This is a genomic window from Mesorhizobium captivum (assembly GCF_033977165.1).
In the GTDB taxonomy this organism is placed as follows: domain Bacteria; phylum Pseudomonadota; class Alphaproteobacteria; order Rhizobiales; family Rhizobiaceae; genus Mesorhizobium; species Mesorhizobium captivum.
On record NZ_JAVIJB010000043.1, the window covers coordinates 1 to 18,556 of the forward strand.

Below are 18,556 nucleotides of genomic sequence, written 5' to 3' on the forward strand. Positions count from 1 at the left end.
CCACTCGGTCTCCTTCCCACTTCAACCATACACCAGAACCAACACACAGGATCCTCGGGTCTGCGCGTCCGCTTCGCCCGTGGATGACGAAGTTCCGGAACTTCGGCCAACCTAGATTTCCGCCGCTGGTCTTACGGATTTCGCTCGTCAAGCCGCCGGCTTGCGGCTAGGGAGCCGGCATGGCCCAGTCGCTTGCCCGCAATTTCACGATCCGCAACGTCCTGCTCGCCGGCATCCTCCTGATGCTGGCCGGCGATTTCATGTTCGCGCTGAACGACGCAATGGGCAAATGGCTGGTCGCCTCCTTCTCCGTCGGTCAGGTGGTGCTGATCCGTTCCATCGGCGCTTTCTTCGTGCTCGGGCCCATGATCGCCAACCAGGGCGCGGGCAAGCTGTTCCGGATGGAGCGGCCCGTGCTGCAGTTCCTCCGCGTCGTGGCGACCACGCTCGACACCGGGCTGTTCTATGCGGCCGTCGTCTATCTGCCGCTCGCCGACGTGATGAGCTTCTACATGGCCGGGCCGATCTATGTCGCGGCGCTCTCGCATCTCCTGCTTGGCGAGAAGGTCGGCTGGCGGCGCTGGCTGGCGATCCTGGTGGGTTTCTGCGGCGTGTTGATCATCCTTAAACCCTCGTCGGCGGCGTTCTCGCTGGCGTCGGCTTATGCGCTCATCGGCAGCGTCGCCTTCGGCTTCGCCATCATCCTCGGCCGGCGTTTGCGTGGAACGAGCGACACGACACTGGTGAGTTGGCAGACGATCGCCACGCTGATCGTCGGCGGCGCGCTCACCATCGGCGCCTGGCGGACCCCGACCGCGCTCGATTTCGGCGCCATGCTCCTCCTCGGCGTCGTGTCCTGCGCCGCCCATCTGATGATCACCCGGGCGCTGAAGCTGGCGCCGGCCTCGACACTGGCGCCGCTGCATTACAGCCTGCTTCTATGGGCGGTTGTCTTCGGCCTTGTCTTCTTCGGCGATATGCCGAGCCCGCGCATCCTTGTCGGCTCGGCCATCGTCGTGCTCGCCGGCATCTTCATCTTCCACCGCCAGAAGGTGGTCGAGACCGTCGTGCCGCCGGAAAACGTGCCGAAGGGCGTCAATTAGGTTTTCAGAACTCAGCCGGCCCGCACGGCCGCCAGATGCCGTGAAAATTCGGCCGTCTCCATCAGCACCCTGCAGCGCGCGAAGCGGCCGTCGGCATAGGCGCGGAAGTCGTCGACCGGGTTGCTGTTGGCGAGCTGGATCAGCCCCCACAGTGTCCAGAGCAAGTCGCACATCGCCTTGTGGATGACGACGCGGCCGCGCTCGACCGGTTTCGCCTCGCCGCCGAAATAGGCGCGCATCAGCTCCTCGTCCTGGCCGGCGTCGAACTTGCCTTCGACGGAGAGGTCGCCGAGGTCCCAAAGCGGATCGTTCATGCCGGAATATTCCCAGTCGACGATCCACATCCGCTCGCCCGTATCGAGGAAGTTCTCGCAGAGCGGATCGCAGTGGCAGGCAGCGAGCTGGATGGGATGGGCGGCAAGCGCCTCGCGCACAATGCCAGCCTCGCGCACCACGTCGTGATAGCCGGGAGGCAGCGCCACATCCTTGGTCGACAGCACCTTCAGATAGTCGTCGATCATCGCAAACAGCTCGAAACGAAACGGGAAGACCGCGCCCGACATATGCAGCTTGCGGAAGGCCTCGCCCGCGCGGGCCGCGCTGCCCGGCCTCGCCTTGAATTTTTCCGGCGACATTGTTTCAGCGCCGGCGATGAAACGCGTCGCCATTACGCCCGACGCCGGATCGGAAAAGAGCACCTCTGGACTGACGCCGGCCTTGGCCGCCTCCTGCGCCGCCACCGCCTCGTTGGCGCGGTTGATATATTCCTCCGTGCCCTTGCCGGGAATGCGCAGGCAGATGTCGCCGGCCCGGTAGACGCGGTTGGTGAGACCACCCAGACGCTCAAGCGGACCGTTGTAGCCGGCAAGCACCGGGATTGCGGCCAGCGCCGCGCGCGCCTCGTCCATCGTCATCCCCCTTAACCATCACGCCATGTTTTGTGGCGGAACGGTTCCACAGTTTTTGCCGCTTGGCTACCATAGGGCGCGCGAATCGGCGGCGGGAGCGGCAATGAAGGACGGCAAGCACAACAGCGCGCTGGGCGCTGCTTACGCCGCGACACGGCCGGATGAGGTGGCCGCGATCTACGACAGCTGGGCGGAGACTTATGACGCGGACATGTCGGCGGCCGGCTATCGCCATCCGACGATCTGCCTGGCGCTGCTTGCCCGCCATCTGCCGCGCGGCGCCGAACCACTGCTCGATGCCGGCGCCGGCACCGGCCTCATCGGCGAATGGCTCGCCATCACCGGCTACCCACAAGTCGAGGCGCTCGACATCTCGCAAGGCATGCTGGACAAGGCGGCCGCGAAGGGCGTCTATGCGGCGCTGCATCGCCTGGCGCTGGGCGGTGCTTTGCCCTTCGCCAACGGCGCCTATGCGGGCATCGTCTCGGCCGGCGTTTTCACCTCGGGCCATGTCGGGATCGAAGGCCTGGACGAACTGATCCGCATCTGCCGTCCAGGCGGCGTCATCGTGCTGACGGTGAAGAATACGCTCTGGCAGGCCGGCTTTGCCGAGCGGATCGCCGAACTTGAAGCGGAGGGCGTCATAACCCGGCTTGAGGAGACACGGCCTTACGCCTCGATGCCCGGCGAGGGCGACACGGTGCCGAGCAGGGGTCTCGTGCTGCGCGTCGGCAAAGTCCAACAAGGTTCATAAGTAACTTCGCCGCAAGGCCGATAAAGTCGCGCCCCAGTTATGTTGCGACGCCGGGACTATATCTCCGAGCGTCGCGCCGCCCCCCATCCGCCTCCCGGCACCTTCTCCCCGTAAAACGGGGAGAAGAAGGCTGGCCGCGGCCCCGGCGCTCATTCTGCGACGCTTGTGATTGGCGAAACGATGGGTGACAGCGACCCTTCTCCCCGTTTACGGGGAGAAGATGGCGGCAGCCAGATGAGGGGCAGCGCGACGCTCGGAGATCTGTTTCTCCGCGTTGAACCGACGTAAGCGGAGCGGAGACGTTACGCTTTGATCTTCTCTCCCGCCGGATCATACATCGGCTCGAGATGGATTTTTGCCGGCGTGCGCTCCGTCGCCACCATCAACTCGTAGTCGCGGGAGGCGAGGAAATCGTCGCCGACGCCGTCGGCGTTGCGCACATAGCCGTAGCCGATGTTCTTCTCCAGCGTATAGCCATAGCCGCCGCTGGTGAGATAGCCGACCGGCTCGCCGTTGCGCAGGATCGTCTCGCGGCCGACCAGCACGATTTCAGGATTGTCGACCGTGAAGCCGGCAAGCCGTTTTGTCAGCGGCTTGCCGGCCGCCGTCTCCAGTGCCCGGCGTCCCACGAAATCGGTATTCTTCCTGAGCTTGACCGCCCAGCCGAGACCCGCTTCATGCGGCGTGTCGTTCGGCGTGATGTCCGATCCCCAGGCGCGATAGCCCTTTTCCAGCCGAAGCGATTCCAACGCCCGGTAGCCGACCGGCCGGATGGCATATTTTTCTCCTGCCGCCATCAGCGCGTCGAAGATCTCGCCCGTGGCGGCGATCGGCACATGCAATTCCCAGCCGAGCTCGCCGACATAGGTTACGCGCAGCGCCCGCACCACGTGGCCGGCAATTCCAATCTCCCGCGCGTGGCCGAAAGGGAAGGCGGCGTTGGAGACATCGGCGTCCGTCACCGCCGCCAGCACGTCGCGGGCGCGTGGCCCCATCAGCGACAGCGTGCCGAAATCTTCGGTAACATCCTTCAGCCGGGCGTCGAGACCTTCGCCGATATGGTCGCCGATCCATGAAAGATCGTGGGTGCGGAAGCCCGTCCCGGTGACGATGTAGAACCGGTCCTCGCCGAACCTCGACACGGTAAGGTCCGCCTCTATGCCGCCGCGCGTGTTGAGGAGCTGCGTGTAGGTCAGCCGGCCGACCGGCTTGTTGATGTCGTTGGCGCAGATCCAGTCGAGCGCCTTCAGCGCGTCGGCGCCGGTTATCTCGTATTTGGCGAAGGAGGACTGGTCGAATATGCCGACTTTTTCGCGCACATGCCGGTGCTCGTCGCCGACCGGTCCGAACCAGTTCTGCCGCCCCATCGAATAGATGTCCTCAGGCGCTGTGTCATCCGGCGCGAACCAGTTCGGCCGTTCCCAGCCGAGCTTGGAGCCGAACACGGCGCGGTGCGTCTTCAGCCGCTCATAGAGCGGCGAGACGATACGTGGGCGGCCGGACAGATATTCCTCATGCGGGAAGCCGATCGTGTAGTGCTTGCCATAGGCTTCGAGCGTGCGGTCGCGGACCCAGTCGCGGTCGCGGTGCAGGTCGGAAAAGCGCCTGATGTCGACGACCCAGAGGTCGAGTGGCGCCTCGCCGTCGACAACCCACTGCGCCAGCACCCAGCCGGCGCCGCCGCCGGACGCGATGCCGAAGGCATTGAAGCCGGCGCCGACGAACATGTTGGCGCATTCGGGCGCTACGCCGAGAATGAAATTGCCGTCCGGGGTGAAGCTCTCCGGCCCGTTGATCATCTGCTTGACGCCGGCGTTGGCCAGTGCCGGCACGCGCTCGATCGCCTGGTGCATATGCTGCTCGAAGTGATCGTAGTCGTCGTCGAACAGCCGGAACTCCCAGTCGTTGGGGACGTCGCCGCCAGGAAGCTCGGTTGCCCAAGCCTGTGGATTCGGCTCATATCCGCCCATCACCAGCCCGCCGACCTCTTCCTTGAAATAGGTGCGGCGGTCGGGGTCGCGGATCGTCGGCGCGTCGTTGGCGAGCCCGTCGATCTTCTCGGTGATGATGTACTGGTGCTTGACCGGCTGCAGCGGCACGTTGATGCCGGCCACGGCGCCGACCTGGCGTGCCCATTGCCCGGCGCAGTTCACCACCTTGTCGCAGGCGATGTCGCCTTTTGAAGTCTTCACCGCGGTGATGCGGCCGTCCTTTATCTCGAAGCCGGTGACGCGCACGTCCTCGAACAGTTTGGCGCCATGCATGCGCGCGCCCTTGGCGAGCGATTGCGTGATGTCGGAGGGACTTGCCTGGCCGTCTGTCGGCAGCCAGGAAGCGCCGACGAGGTCGCTTGTTTCCATTAGCGGCCACATCCGCTTCACCTCGGCCGGCGACAGGAGCTGCATATCCATGCCGAAGCTCTTGGCGGTGGTCGCCAGTCGCTTGAACTCGGTCCAGCGGTCGGCGTTGGTGGCGAGCCTGAGGCACCCGGTCATCTTCCAGCCGGTCGCCAGTCCGGTCTCGGCTTCCAGGCCCTTGTAGAGCTCGACGGAATATTTGAGCACCCGCGTGATCGAGGCCGATGACCGCAGCTGTCCGACCAGGCCGGCCGCGTGCCAGGTCGAGCCGGAGGTCAGCTTGCCCTGCTCCAGCAGCACCACGTCGGCCTTGTGGTCGCGCGCCAGATGATAGGCGGTCGAGCAGCCGATGATGCCGCCGCCGATGACGACGATCCCGGCATGGCTGGGCAGGGTCATGGGGTTAGTCTTCCGTATTTCGTCCGGTAGTTTTCCAGCGCCGCATCGAGCCGCACGAGGTTCTCTTCGGTGTAAGCGACGTAGTCGATGCCGGGCGCGTCGAGATAGAGCTCGGAGACCATGCTCCACATCGCCTCGCGCAGCAGCGATGCGCATTGCATGGCGGCATGCGATCGGCGGATCTCGCTATCCGGCTCCTTCATGAAATAGGCGGTGAGGAAGGCGAAGGACTCGTCGTCGCTCATGCCGGCGTTGGAGGCGGCGCCCGCGAGGTCGAACATCGCGGTGTTGAAGCCGGCATATTCGAAATCGATCAGCCACAGCCGCTTGCCGTCGTCGAGGATGTTCGCCGGCAAAAGATCGTTGTGGCCGAAGACGATCGGCAAAAGCTTCTGCGCCCGTTCGAGCTCGTCGGCTAAAGTCAGATAGCGCGGCAGCTCGTCCTTCTTGCGGCTGCCGCCTTCGTCCAGCGTGCGGGCGTAGTCACGGATGACGTGGAACACCCAGAACATGAAGCCGGGACCGGAGACGTGGTTGGGCATCTCGCGATGGAAGGCGCGCAGCAGCGCCGCCACGCGGCCGAGATCGGCACGCACGTCCTCGGCGAGAAAGGTCCTGGCGCCGAGAAATGCCGTCACCAGAATTCCAGGCTCGGCATAATGCACGGCCGGCGCGAAGCCCGCCGCATGCGCCGCCCGCGCCGTCATCACCTCGCGCTCGCGAAAGACATGGTGGAACGGGAAGTCCTGGCCGAAGCGCACGACATGCCGCCCGGCGGCGTCCGTGACGACATAGTTGGCGTTGCTGAGACCGCCCGGCAGCGGCTCGATCTCGATGCTGCCGATCCAGCAGGGCAGGGCACGGATGCGGTCTTCGGCGACTACGGGGGCACTCACGGGTTTGTTCCTGCTTCAGCCGGCTTTCGACAAAGCGCCGGTTTTTGACAAAGCGATGAGAGAGAACAAAAAAGCCTCGTCGGTGCGGGACGCCAGGATCGATATCCCGCACCGCACCGACGAGCCCCTTGGCCAGGTTTAGGATCCCGGCATCCGCCCCCGCGGATTCGAAAAAAGCTCACGCCAGGCACGTTCCAGAAAATCTGGTCGGTCGATTGCGGCTCTGCCATCACCCTCCCGTGGCAGTTCCGAGCCTGTCACTCTATCAATCTCACGCCAGCGTGACATTGCTGTCAATAAAAAGCTGTGACCTTTTTTGGGTGTTTTGCCCGAAAATATAAGCAATTCCTTTAAAAGCGTTAGGAATGCCTTAGAATCGGTCAAAATCCCGGACATCCACATGATCCATTCGAAACGGCATGGCGAGATCCTGCGGCTCCTCGGCGAGGAGGGGACCATTACCATCGCCAGCCTGGCAGGGCGGCTGGGCGTGTCGCTGGAAACGGTGCGGCGCGACGTCAGGCCGCTTACTGACGAGGGGTCGATCCTCAAGATGCATGGCGCCGTCAGCCTGCCGTCGATGGCAGGCGAAGCCCCGTTCGAACGCCGCATGCGTGAGAACGCCGAGGCCAAGCGCCTGATCGCCCGCATGGTCGCGGCCACCATCCGCGACGGCGAGTCGGTCATGCTCGACACCGGCACCACCACGTCCTTCCTGGCGCGCGAATTGCTCGGCCACCGCCGGCTGACGGTGGTCACCAACTCGTCCGACATCGCCCGCACGCTGGCGACCGTGAACGGCAACAAGGTCTATATGGCCGGCGGCGAGCTGCGCAGCGATTCAGGCGCGGCTTTCGGCGTCACCGCGATCGATTTCGTCAGCCGCTTCTCGGTCAGCCACGCCGTGATCTCCATCGGCGCGGTCGACGCCGTCGCCGGCCTCGCCGACTATGAGCTGGAGGAAGCGGAATTCGCCCGCATGGTGCTGTCGCGCGGCCAGCGCTCGCTGGTCATCACCGACCACACCAAGTTCGGCCGCCAGGGGTTGGTTCAAGTCTGCGGCTTCGACGGCTTCTCGGAGCTCGCCACCGACCAGCCTCCGCCGCGCGACATCGCCGCCGCGCTCAGCCAGGCCGGCGCGCGGCTCACCATTGCGGCGGCCTGAAGCGAGATCCGAAAAGCGGCAATCGGTTGGCCGGCACTTCCCTCGGCGGTCGTCCCCGTGTTTAGTCCGGCCATGGCCTTCACCATCCGCCAGCTCCAGTTCTTCGTCGCCGTTGCCGAGCAGGGCACGGTGTCGGGCGCCGCCCAAAACCTCTCCATCTCGCAATCCTCGGTCACCGAGGCGATCAAGGAGCTGGAGAGCGATCTCGGCGTCGAACTGTTCGAGCGTCATCCGCGCGGCTTGAACATCACCCACAAGGGCCACCAGTTCCTGCGTCATGCGACAAAAATCCTGGCCGATGTGTCCGACGCGCGCCGTGCTTTCCTCGGCGACCAACTGACGGCCGGCGGGCGGCTGCAGCTCGGCGTCACCTCGCTGGTCGCCGGCTATGTGCTCTCCGATCTGCTGGCCCGCTACCGCCGCGCCTATCCGAGCGTCGAGGTCTCGGCCATCGAAGACAATGGCGACTATCTCGAGCACCTCTTGGTCGGCGGCAAGCTCGACATCGCCGTGATGGTCACCTCCAACCTGCGCGACCGCACCGCGCTGCAGTCGGAAATCCTCGAAGTCTCGACCTATCGGCTCTGGCTGCCGCTCAGCCACAAGCTCGCCAGCGCCGACATCATCTCGATCGGCGATATCGCGTCCGAGCCGCTGATCATGCTCACCGTCGATGAGATCGAGGAGAACACCGGCAAGCTGCTGTCGGCGATCGGCGCCAGGCCGCACGTCGCCTTCCGAACCCGTTCCGTGGAAGCCGTGCGCAGCCTCGTCGCCACCGGGGCCGGCGTGGCACTCCTGCCCGACCTCGTCTACCGGCCCTGGTCGCTGGAAGGCGACCGCATCGAATCCCGCGATATTTCCGGCTCGTTGCCGGTCGTCCAGGTCGGCATGGTCTGGCGCCGCGGCTCCGGCTTGCCGCAGGCTGCCCGCGACTTCATCGGCCTTGCCCAGTCGCAGCGCATGGTCCGCCAGCGGCTCTGATCGGAGCAATTCCAGGAAAAGTGTGAAACGATTGGGCTCGGCGACTTTGCCGTAGCCTTCGTCCGGATTGCGCCACATAAAAGTATCGGAAAAACCGATATCGGCTTTCTGATAAATGAATTTGCGAAACCGGATTTTTCGCAGCACTTTTCGCTCAGGGAACAAAGCCGCTCGGGAACGCGGCTGTCGGGGCACTTGAGAGTTCCGGCGTTCAGGTTGCGCATGATCCTTTCCGAAAACCGAAACCGGTTTCGGGGTCATGCGCCAAAATGGGAGATCGATGATGAATGCATTCCTGAAGTCATGCACGGCGTTGACGGTTGCGCTGACCTTCTCGGGTCAGGCGATCGCCCAGGTCAAGGAGCTCGGCAAGGGCGAGGGCGAGCTCAATATCGTCGCCTGGCCTGGTTACATCGAGCGCGGCGAGACCGACAAGAACTACGACTGGGTGACTGCCTTCGAGAAGGAGAGCGGCTGCAAGGTCAACGTCAAGACCGCCAACACATCGGACGAAATGGTCTCGCTGATGAACGAGGGCGGCTTCGATCTCGTCACGGCTTCGGGTGACGCCTCGCTGCGCCTTGTCGCCGGCAAGCGCGTGCAGCCGATCAACACCGATCTCATCAAGAGCTGGAAGACGGTCGACGACCGCCTGAAGGACGCGCCCTGGTTCACCGTCGACAAGGTGCACTACGGCGTTCCCTACCAGTGGGGCCCGAACGTCCTGATGTACAACACCGATGTCTTCAAGGAAGCGCCCAAGAGCTGGAACGTCGTCTTCGAGGAAATGAAGCTGCCCGACGGCAAGTCGAATAAGGGCCGCGTTCAGGCCTATGACGGCCCGATCCACATCGCGGATGCCGCCAACTATCTGATGTTCCACAAGCCGGAACTTGGTATCAAGGACCCGTACGAGCTCACCGAAGACCAGTATAAGGCTGCGCTCGATCTCTTGCGTACACAGCGCACGCTCGTCGGCCGTTACTGGCATGATGCCGCCATCCAGGTCGACGACTTCCAGAACGAAGGCGTGGTCGCCTCCGGCTCCTGGCCCTATCAGGTGAACACGCTCGTTGCCGCCAAGAAGCCGGTCGCCTCCACCGTGCCGGAAGAAGGCGTCACCGGCTGGGCCGACACCACGATGATGGAGGCGGACGCCGCCCATCCGAACTGCGCCTATATGTGGCTCGAGCACTCGCTCTCGCCCAAGGTCCAGGGCGATGTGTCGTCGTGGTTCGGCTCGCTGCCGGTCGTGCCTGCCGCCTGCAAGGGCAACGAGTTGCTCGGCGACGAGGGCTGCAAGACCAACGGCTACGACAATTTCGACAAGATCAAGTTCTGGAAGACGCCGGTGTCGAAATGCGCCACCGAGAACGACCAGTGCGTGCCTTACTACCGCTGGGTGTCGGATTATATCGGCGTCATCGGCGGGCGGTGACGCCATACCCTCCCCCTTGTGAGGAGGGTCGATGCGCAGCATCGGGGTGGGGGTCCGCGGCGGTTCGTGCCAGGCCACCCCCACCCGCGGCTTCGCCGCGACCTCCCCACAAGGGGGAGGTAGGAAGTCGCGCGAACTCAACCAGACCCTGGAACTGACCGACAGGCCCATGACCTCCGCCGTTTCCTTCAAACAAGTCTCGCGCCACTTCGGCAGCGTGCGCGCCGTCGACGCGGTCGATCTCGACATCGCGCCGGGTGAGTTCTTCGCCATGCTCGGGCCGTCCGGTTCCGGCAAGACCACCTGCCTTAGGCTGATTGCCGGCTTCGAGCAGCCGACGGCGGGCTCCATCTCCATCTTCGGCGAGCGCGCCGAGGGCGTTCCACCCTACCGCCGCAACGTCAACACCGTCTTCCAGGACTATGCGCTGTTCCCGCATCTCAACGTGCTGGACAACGTCGCCTATGGCCTGATGGTGAAGGGTGTCGGCAAGGCCGAGCGGCTGAAGGCGGCGGAAGAGGCGCTGTCGCTGGTCCGGCTGCCGGGCTACGGCGCCCGCCGCCCCGGCCAGCTCTCCGGCGGCCAGCGCCAGCGCGTCGCGCTTGCCCGCGCGCTGGTCAACCAGCCGAAGGTCCTGTTGCTCGACGAGCCGCTCGGCGCGCTCGACCTCAAGCTGCGCGAGAACATGCAGGAAGAATTGAAGTCGCTGCAGAAGGTGCTCGGCATCACCTTCGTCTTCGTCACCCACGACCAGGGCGAGGCGCTGTCCATGGCCGACCGCGTCGCCGTCTTCAACGACGGCAGGATCATGCAAATCGGCACGCCGGAGGATATCTACCAGCGGCCAAGGACGCGCTTCGTCGCCGACTTCGTCGGCTCGTCCAACGTGCTGCCGCCCGACTTCGTCCAGCGCTATTCCGGCCAGCACCGCTGGGGGAGTCTCAGGCCCGAATCCATCCGAATCTCCCACGCGACAAGCGGCGACGGCGTCGCCGCTCGCCTGGTCGGAACCAACTATCTCGGCGCCACCACAAGGCTGGCGCTCGATGCCGATGGGCTGCGGCTCCACGCCATGGTGCCGGCGGGGACCACGCTGCCGGCAGAGGGTGAGGCGGTGATGCTCACGTTCAACCGTGAGCATTTGCATCTGATGGATGAACAGGCATGAGGACGGATTGCGGAATTTGGACAAGCGTAGCGCTCTACGGCGCCCCCCTCTGTCCTGCCGGACATCTCCCCCACAAGGGGGGAGATCAGCAGTTTCGCCGCCGGCTCTCTTTTTCCAACGCTGACAATTGGCGAAAGCGGCCGCGACGTCCAATCTCCCCCCTTGTGGGGGAGATGTCCGGCAGGACAGAGAGGGGCGCGAAGGATCTCGGCCTCTCGCATAATTCGCATCAACACAGAGCGGCGCCATGACCGTCGCCGCGCTCAACTCGAACCCCGCCCCCGCCATCCTGCCCGGCAGCGGCGGCATGCGCGGCGCGTTCTCCGACCTCTTCTGGCGCCGCCCAAAACTCCTGCTGTTGCTGATGCTGCTGCCGCCGGTGCTGTGGCTGGGCATCGTCTATATCGGCTCGCTGTTTGCGCTGCTCTTGCAGAGCTTCTTCTCGATCGACGAATTCTCCGGCCTCATCAACCGCGAGTTCACGCTGAAGACCTATGGCGACCTCTTCCAGGCCGCCAACCTCGACATCATCCTGCGCACGGTGACGATGGCCGCCCTCGTCACGCTCGCCTCCGCCGTCATCGCATTCCCGATCGCCTACTACGCGGCGCGCTATGCGCGCGGCCGCTGGAAGGCGCTGTTCTATCTCGGCGTCATGCTGCCGCTCTGGTCGAGCTACCTGGTCAAGATCTATGCCTGGAAGCTGATCCTTGCCAAGGAAGGCATCCTCACCTGGCTGCTCGCCAAGCTCAATCTGCTTTGGCTGCTCGATGCCTGGCTGTCGCTGCCGATCGTCGGCGGCAACTCGCTCTCGGTCTCCTTCACCGGCACCTTCATCGTCTTCGTCTATGTCTGGCTGCCTTTCATGATCCTCCCTGTTCAGGCAGCCCTCGAGCGCGTGCCCGGCAATCTGGTCGAGGCCTCGTCCGATCTCGGCGCCTCGCCCGGCCAGACCTTCCGCAACGTGCTGTTTCCGCTGGCGCTGCCAGGCATCGTCGCCGGCTCGATCTTCACCTTTTCGCTGACATTGGGTGACTACATCATTCCGCAGATCATCGGCACCTCGCGGCTCTTCATCGGCCAGGCCGTCTATTCGCAGCAGGGCACCGCTGGCAACATCCCTTTAGCCGCCGCCTTCACCGTCGTGCCCATCGTCATCATGGGCTTCTATCTCTGGGGCGCCAAGCGCATGGGGGCTTTCGATGCGCTCTGATCGTGGCCAATCCGCCCCGCTCCGCCTGAAGATCGCCGCCGCCTGCGGCCTGCTCTTCCTGCATCTGCCGATCCTCCTGATCTTCGTCTACGCCTTCACGACGGAGGAGAAGAGTTTTGTGTGGCCGCCGCCGGGGCTCACCACGCAATGGTTCGCCGTCACCTGGAACCGGCCGGACGTGTGGGAGGCGCTGTCGCTGTCGATCCGCGTCGCCGCCATTTCGACGGCGATCGCACTGATGCTCGGCACGCTCTGCGCCGCCGCCGTGTCGCGGACCCGCTTCTTCGGCCGCGAGACCATCTCGCTGCTGGTCATCCTGCCGATCGCGCTGCCCGGCATCATCACCGGCATCGCGCTGCGCTCGGCCTTCGCGCTCGCCGACATCCCGTTCTCGTTCTGGACGATCGTGCTCGGTCACGCCACCTTCTGCGTGGTCGTCGTCTACAACAACGCCGTCGCCCGCTTCCGCCGCACCTCAGGCTCGATGATCGAGGCCTCGATGGACCTCGGCGCCGACGGCTTCCAGACCTTTCGGCATGTCGTCCTGCCCAACATCGCAACCGCGCTGCTTGCCGGCGGTATGCTGGCCTTCGCGCTGTCCTTCGACGAGGTCATCGTAACCACCTTCACCGCCGGCCAGCAGCAGACCGTGCCGATCTGGATGCTGGAGGAACTGATCCGCCCGCGCCAGCGCCCGGTCACCAATGTCGTGGCGATGGTCGTCGTGCTGGTGACGCTGCTGCCGATCCTGTTGGCCTATTACCTGACCTGCGACGGCGACCAGATTGCGGGCAGTGGAAAATGAAAACAGCGAATAGGGAATAGCCAATAGCGAATAGGGAAAATCGATCGCCAAACCCCTACTCGCTATTCGCTACTCGCTACTCGCTCCTGCGAAGGGAGAAACCCCATGGACACCCAGATGCTGATCGGCTCGAAGTTCGAGACGGGCACCGAGACCGAGGAGCCGATCCTCAATCCAAAGACCGGGGCGATCATTCTCAACCTGCCGGAAGCAAGTCCGGCGCAGATCGAGGCGGCTGTCAGTGCCGCCGAACAAGCGTTCGTCAGTTGGTCGCGCACCACTCCGGCGCAGCGGTCGGGCTATCTGTTGAAGATCGCCGACCGTATCGAGGCGGAGGCGAAGGAGTTCGCGGCGCTCGAGGCCTTGAACTGCGGCAAGCCGATCAATGCCGTGCTCAATGACGAGATTCCGGCGATCGTCGACTGCTACCGCTTCTTCGCCGGCGCGGTCCGCTCCATGCCCGGCCAGGTCGCCGGCGAATATCTGCCCGGCCACACCTCGATGGTCCGGCGCGATCCGATCGGCATCGTCGCCTCCATCGCGCCCTGGAATTATCCGCTGATGATGATGGCCTGGAAGCTGGCGCCGGCGATCGGCGGCGGCAACACCGTCGTCTTCAAGCCGTCGGAGCAGACGCCGCTGACGACGCTGAAGCTGGCGAAAATCCTCTCGGAGATACTGCCCGAGGGCGTCGTCAATGTTGTGCTCGGCCGTGGCGACAGCGTTGGCAACACGCTGATCAACCACGCCAAGGTCAACATGATCTCGATCACCGGCGACGTCGCCACCGGCAAGAAAGTGCTGCAGGCGGCAGCCAAATCGGTCAAGCGGACGCATCTCGAGCTCGGCGGCAAGGCGCCCGTCATCGTCTTCGACGACGCCGACCTCGGCGCGGTGGTCAACGGCCTGCGGGCCTTCGGCTACTACAATGCCGGCCAGGACTGCACCGCCGCCTGCCGCATCTATGCCGGCAAGAAGGTCTACGACAAGCTCGTCGCAGACCTCTCCTCGGCGGTCTCCACCATCAAATACAATCAGGCGGACGACACCGAAAACGAGATCGGGCCATTGATCTCGCGCCGCCAGCGCGATCGCGTGTCGAGCTTCGTCGAGCGCGCCTCGGAGCTGAATCACATCGAGATCACCACCGGCGGCAAGCCGGGCGAGGGCTCCGGCTTCTATTACCAGCCGACGGTCGTCGCCGGCGCGCTGCAGGAGGACGAGATCGTGCGCCGCGAGGTGTTCGGCCCCGTCGTCTCGGTGACCCGCTTCTCGGAGGTCGATGAGGCGGTGAACTGGGCGAACGACAGCGACTACGGGCTTGCTTCCTCGGTCTGGACCAAGGACGTCTCGCGCGCCATGGCGACCGCCGCTCGGCTGCAATATGGCTGCACCTGGATCAACACCCACTTCATGCTGACCAACGAGATGCCGCACGGCGGACTGAAGCAGTCCGGCTACGGCAAGGACATGTCGCTCTACGCGCTGGAGGACTACACCGCCGTCCGCCACGTGATGGTGGCGCACGGCTAGCGCCTTTACCTCTCCCCCTGTGGGAGAGGTCGGATTGCCCCGATTTGTCCTTCGCAAATCGGTTGGCAATCCGGGTGAGGGGTAAGCTGGCGCCAGGATGGAACACCCCTCATCCGTCTTGTCGCTACGCGACAAGCCACCTTCTCCGACAAGGGGAGAAGGGAAGACGAGTGCGTATGCAAGCATTCAACCAAGGGAGGAAAACAACAATGCAACGCCGCCAGTTTCTGACATCCGCAGCAATCGCCGCCGCGCTTCTCGCCGTGACGCCATCTTTCGCCGAAGACTCCTCGCAGTCGGTGGTCGAGGCCTATGTCGCGGCCTGGAATGCTCATGACTCGGCCAAGGCCGCCGGCTACTTCGCCGACGACGTCAGCTACTACGACGCTTCGGTCGGCAAGCCGGTGGCCGGCAGGGAAGCCGCCAAGACTGGCGTCATCGACAACTTTCTGAAGGCCGTTCCCGATGCGGTCTGGACGATGAAGGGCAAGCCGTTGGTCGACGGCGACCGCGTCTCCTTCGAATGGGAGTTTTCCGGCACCAACACCGGCGCCTGGGGAGACGGCACCGCCGCGACCGGCAAGAAGTTCTCCATCACCGGCGCTTCGATGTTTTCCGTCAAGGACGGCAAGATCGCCACCCAGAGCGACTATTATGACGCGCTCGGCTTCTACAAGCAGCTCGGCTTGATGTAGGGCGCGGCGATCTTTCCTTCTCCCCGTTCCACGGGGAGAAGGTGGCCCGAAGGCCGGATGAGGGGCAGCGCCAAGTTCTGAGAAACTGGCGCCGCCCCTCATCTGCCTGCCGGCATCTTCTCCCCGCAGGCGGGGAGAAGAACGCAGGCCACTACTCGACGACCCTCAAGATCTGCCAAAGGCTGGTGCCCGACACGACATAGGGTTCCAGCTCCTTGCCCCATTTGGCGTGCGCGTCGATCTTGGCGATCTTGGCGAAGAATTCCTCCAGCTGAGCCAGGCTTTCGACCTGGTGGTGGGCCTCGATCGTCGCTTCGCGCGCGCCGACGGAACCGGTCATGAGCTGGAACTTCAGATCGGCGAGCCCGACCTGCGAGCCGATCTCGCGCTCCCATTTCCGCATCAGCTCGAGCGCGGTCTGCTTGTGACCGAACTTGGCGTCGATCTGCCATCTGGCGCTGAACATCGTCATTCTCCTCCCTGACTTGCGGTTGAGCCCGCGGTTGATCTACTCGTCCCAGGCCTGCACGACGGTCTGCCGTGCGATGCGGCCGTTTTTCAGCTCCAGCATCGCCGCGCAGAACACTCTTGTGCCGTCCGGATAGGCGCAGGCCTGGGTGAAGGCGAGGCTGTCGCCCTCGGCGATGGTGGTATCGACCTTGTGGATCATCGCCCGGCTGCAGATGTCGTCCCAGAAGATGCTGATTGCCGCGCGGCCGCGGATTTCGCGCGGCTTGCTCGGCGGGTTGTTGCGGTCGATCACCCGCACGACCGCATCGTCGTTGTAGAAGCTCGACAGCATCTTGCCGTCGCGGCCTTCGATTGCCTTCTTGATCGCCGCGCCGTCCACTGTTTGGGTCTTGGTCAGCATTTCATCCTCCCTGTGCCCGTTCCTCGGGCGGCTGATGGGTGAAGTGCTGCCCGGCAGACATCGCCGGGCAGGGTTTCCTCACTGCGACTTGGCCTTGACGGCCGCGAACACGTCGTCGGTCTGCTTCTTGAAGGTGGCGAGGTCGACCTGGCTGCCGTTGAGCATGGTCGACCAGTGACGCACGATCGCCGCCATCGCCACCGCTTCCTTGATCTCCTCGTCGCTCGCGCCGTTGAGCTTGGCGGCCTCGGTGTGGAAATAGATGCAGTACTGGCAGGGGATCTGCGCGGCGACCGCAAGGCCCAGCAGTTCCTTGGTCTTGCCGTCGAGCGCGGTGTTGGGATTGAGCTGCACGCCCTTGATCTCGGCCCAGGCGCCGGCAACGGCCACGTCCGGCAGCGTCTTGAACATGTCGGGCACCGAGCCGAGCGTGGCCTGGATGTCCTTGTAGGTGGCGGTTGCCGAAGCGTCTTCGGCCTGCGCCGGGGTGATGGCCAGCAGCGCGCCAGCAGCCAATACGACCAGTCCGATCTTGCCTTTCAGTGTCAGCATTTCATCCTCCATTTGCAGTGCCGTCTCGGCGACATCGCCCGGCCTGCATGGGAAGAATTCGTAACCCTCGAGGTGCCTTCGCCGCTTCGCTCGAAAGCGCCATGGCTCTCATGGCCCGTCCGGGCCAGTGTGTCTGGCCGAGAACGCCGCCGCCGCCGCCCGGGACGGCAGGTCGAGCTTGAGCAATATATTGGCGACGTGCCGCTTGACCGTATGCTCGCTGAGCTTCAGCTCAGCGGCGATCGCCGCATTGCTCATGCCGTCCGCAATCAGGCTCACCACCTCGCTTTCCCGCGCCGTCAAGGCCGCCGGCTCCATCGGTTTGGATTTGGGGCGGCAGGCCGGTTCCAGATGCTGTTCGGACGTGGCCTGCACCACCGGCAGCGGCTCGCCCAATTCGTCCAGGCTGATGCGGCCAGCATCGACGAAACGCAGGCCGGAGCCTATCGCAAGTTCGGCGACCAGCCGCGAGGCAAGGATGTCGCCGCGCCCGGCATGGGTGGCAAGCTGCATCGTTACCCGCGCCGTCAGGCCGACCGGCGCGCCGCGCATCTCGATCTCGCCGACATGCACCCCTTGAGCGCTAGCCACGCCGATCTGCTGCGCGGCGTCGCGCAGCGCCGCCGCGCAGCGTATGGCGCGCGCCGGCCCATCGAAGCGCGAGATCATCAGCTCGCCATGCGTGCCGGCGACGCGCCCGCCATGGCGGCCGACCAGCAGCCGCCACGTCTCCTGGAAGCGCTGGCTGCGTTCGCTCCACATCCGGTCGCCGAGCTTGGCCGTGTCGTAGATGCGCGTCACCAGAAGTGCTGCCAGCACGCGCTCGGTGTCGGCGACCGCCGGCTGGCCGGTCAGGAACTCCTCGATCAGGTCGGCCACCCGGTCGACGTCCCCGGTCCAGATCGGGTGGTCGCGCCCGGGTAACTCGACCAGCCGGGCGCCATGGATCTTCCTGGCGAGGAAGCGGCTGGCCTCCGGGTCGACGCGCGCGTCGTTGCGGCGATGAATGAGCAGCGTCGGCGCGCTGATTGTCGAGAGAATGCCGCGCACGTCGATCCCGGCATTCATGCGGGCAAGCGCGGCCGCGGCGGTCGGGCTGGCCGACAACCGCTCGAACCGTCCCCACCACTGGGCGAAATGCGTGTCGTCCACCCGGCCCGGCGCGAAGTTCGGCAAGGTCGCGCCGGTGCCCCAAGACGTCTCCGCCGTCTCGACGAAGGCTTCCAGCCGCTCCGGCGCCATCACCCATTTGTGGAAATGTGCATAGCCGCCATAGAGCGCCAGCGCCCGGGTCCGCTCAGGGTAGGTGGCGGCGAACAGCATTGCCATCGGCGCGCCTTCCGAGGCGCCGAGGATCGCCGCGCGGCCGCTGCCGGCGGCGTCCATCACCGCGCGCACGTCGTCCATGCGGGTCTCCAGGCTGGGCAGGTGACGGGTGTCGACGCGGTCGGAAAGCCCGGTGCCGCGTTTGTCGAACAGGATCAGCCGTGAGAAGGCCGAGAGCCGTTTCAAGAGGCGGCTGTAGCCTTCGTCTTCCCACTGCAGGTCGAGATTGGAGATGAAGCCGGGAACGAAGACGAGATCGAACGACCCCTGGCCGACCACTTGGTAGGCGATCCGCACATCCCCGCTACGGGCATATCTGGTCTCGATCGGCCTCACGCAACTGTCCCGCCCGGCCAGACGATTTTCTGTCGCAGACCATAACAGAAGCC

17 protein-coding genes are annotated in these 18,556 nt (G+C 64.7%); 10 read left to right on the forward strand and 7 right to left on the reverse strand.

Translation table 11 applies throughout. The features are described from left to right. Positions 1-179: 179 nt before the first annotated feature. The gene (locus RFM40_RS27440) at positions 180-1,103 is read left to right on the forward strand and encodes a DMT family transporter (RefSeq protein WP_320228239.1); all 924 of its coding nucleotides are present in this window, start codon (positions 180-182) and stop codon (positions 1,101-1,103) included. 11 nt (positions 1,104-1,114) lie between these two features. On the opposite strand, the gene RFM40_RS27445 is transcribed toward RFM40_RS27440, so the two are convergent. After that, the gene (locus tag RFM40_RS27445; protein WP_320278600.1) at positions 1,115-2,017 is read right to left on the reverse strand and encodes a phosphotransferase family protein; all 903 of its coding nucleotides are present in this window, start codon (positions 2,015-2,017) and stop codon (positions 1,115-1,117) included. A 97-nt stretch (positions 2,018-2,114) separates the two neighbouring features. Between RFM40_RS27445 and RFM40_RS27450 the strand changes: the two genes are divergently transcribed. Next, positions 2,115-2,765, forward strand: a complete 651-nt coding sequence (locus RFM40_RS27450; protein WP_320228241.1) for a class I SAM-dependent DNA methyltransferase — start codon at positions 2,115-2,117, stop codon at positions 2,763-2,765. 302 nt (positions 2,766-3,067) lie between these two features. On the opposite strand, the gene RFM40_RS27455 is transcribed toward RFM40_RS27450, so the two are convergent. After that, positions 3,068-5,521: a GcvT family protein gene (locus RFM40_RS27455; RefSeq protein WP_320278601.1), complete on the reverse strand. Its 2,454-nt coding sequence runs from the start codon at positions 5,519-5,521 to the stop codon at positions 3,068-3,070. After that, positions 5,518-6,417, reverse strand: a complete 900-nt coding sequence (locus RFM40_RS27460) for a phosphotransferase family protein (protein WP_320228243.1) — start codon at positions 6,415-6,417, stop codon at positions 5,518-5,520. Before RFM40_RS27460 ends, RFM40_RS27455 begins: the two co-directional genes overlap by 4 nt. A 400-nt stretch (positions 6,418-6,817) precedes the next feature. On the opposite strand from RFM40_RS27460, the gene RFM40_RS27465 reads away from it, so the two are divergent. From RFM40_RS27465 to RFM40_RS27500, 8 genes are all read left to right on the forward strand, one after another. Next, complete coding sequence (locus tag RFM40_RS27465) at positions 6,818-7,582, forward strand: DeoR/GlpR family DNA-binding transcription regulator (RefSeq protein ID WP_320228245.1); 765 nt, start codon at positions 6,818-6,820, stop codon at positions 7,580-7,582. Positions 7,583-7,654: 72 nt separating this feature from the next. Next, positions 7,655-8,566, forward strand: coding sequence for a LysR family transcriptional regulator (locus RFM40_RS27470; RefSeq protein ID WP_320218908.1), 912 nt, complete (start codon positions 7,655-7,657; stop codon positions 8,564-8,566). 283 nt (positions 8,567-8,849) lie between these two features. Further along, a complete protein-coding gene (locus RFM40_RS27475) occupies positions 8,850-10,004 on the forward strand; it encodes an ABC transporter substrate-binding protein (RefSeq protein WP_320228246.1) in 1,155 nt (384 codons plus the stop codon). A gap of 169 nt (positions 10,005-10,173) precedes the next feature. Next, positions 10,174-11,172 carry an ABC transporter ATP-binding protein gene (locus tag RFM40_RS27480; RefSeq protein WP_320228247.1) on the forward strand — a complete coding sequence of 333 codons (999 nt, stop codon included), beginning with the start codon at positions 10,174-10,176 and terminating at the stop codon, positions 11,170-11,172. A gap of 307 nt (positions 11,173-11,479) precedes the next feature. After that, complete coding sequence (locus RFM40_RS27485; protein ID WP_320228279.1) at positions 11,480-12,385, forward strand: ABC transporter permease; 906 nt, start codon at positions 11,480-11,482, stop codon at positions 12,383-12,385. Further along, entirely contained in the window at positions 12,375-13,190 is an 816-nt protein-coding gene (locus tag RFM40_RS27490; protein ID WP_320278602.1) for an ABC transporter permease, read from the forward strand. Before RFM40_RS27485 ends, RFM40_RS27490 begins: the two co-directional genes overlap by 11 nt. Before the next feature lie 105 nt (positions 13,191-13,295). Continuing rightward, positions 13,296-14,723 (forward strand): gamma-aminobutyraldehyde dehydrogenase, encoded by a 1,428-nt coding sequence (locus RFM40_RS27495; RefSeq protein ID WP_320228249.1) that lies wholly within the window; start codon positions 13,296-13,298, stop codon positions 14,721-14,723. A gap of 209 nt (positions 14,724-14,932) precedes the next feature. Then, entirely contained in the window at positions 14,933-15,418 is a 486-nt protein-coding gene (locus tag RFM40_RS27500) for an ester cyclase (protein WP_320228250.1), read from the forward strand. Between the two features lie 151 nt (positions 15,419-15,569). Here RFM40_RS27500 and RFM40_RS27505 read toward each other — a convergent pair whose 3' ends face one another. The 4 genes from RFM40_RS27505 to RFM40_RS27520 all read right to left on the reverse strand — a co-directional run bounded on the left by RFM40_RS27505 (position 15,570) and on the right by RFM40_RS27520 (position 18,503). Continuing rightward, positions 15,570-15,884 (reverse strand): hypothetical protein, encoded by a 315-nt coding sequence (locus RFM40_RS27505; RefSeq protein ID WP_320218558.1) that lies wholly within the window; start codon positions 15,882-15,884, stop codon positions 15,570-15,572. Positions 15,885-15,926: 42 nt separating this feature from the next. After that, on the reverse strand, positions 15,927-16,289 hold the full coding sequence (locus tag RFM40_RS27510) for a nuclear transport factor 2 family protein (protein WP_292301572.1): 363 nt from the start codon (positions 16,287-16,289) through the stop codon (positions 15,927-15,929). Positions 16,290-16,367: 78 nt separating this feature from the next. After that, on the reverse strand, positions 16,368-16,841 hold the full coding sequence (locus RFM40_RS27515) for a carboxymuconolactone decarboxylase family protein (RefSeq protein WP_320228253.1): 474 nt from the start codon (positions 16,839-16,841) through the stop codon (positions 16,368-16,370). Positions 16,842-16,949: 108 nt separating this feature from the next. Then, the gene (locus RFM40_RS27520) at positions 16,950-18,503 is read right to left on the reverse strand and encodes an alpha/beta fold hydrolase (protein WP_320228254.1); all 1,554 of its coding nucleotides are present in this window, start codon (positions 18,501-18,503) and stop codon (positions 16,950-16,952) included. Positions 18,504-18,556 lie beyond the last annotated feature (53 nt).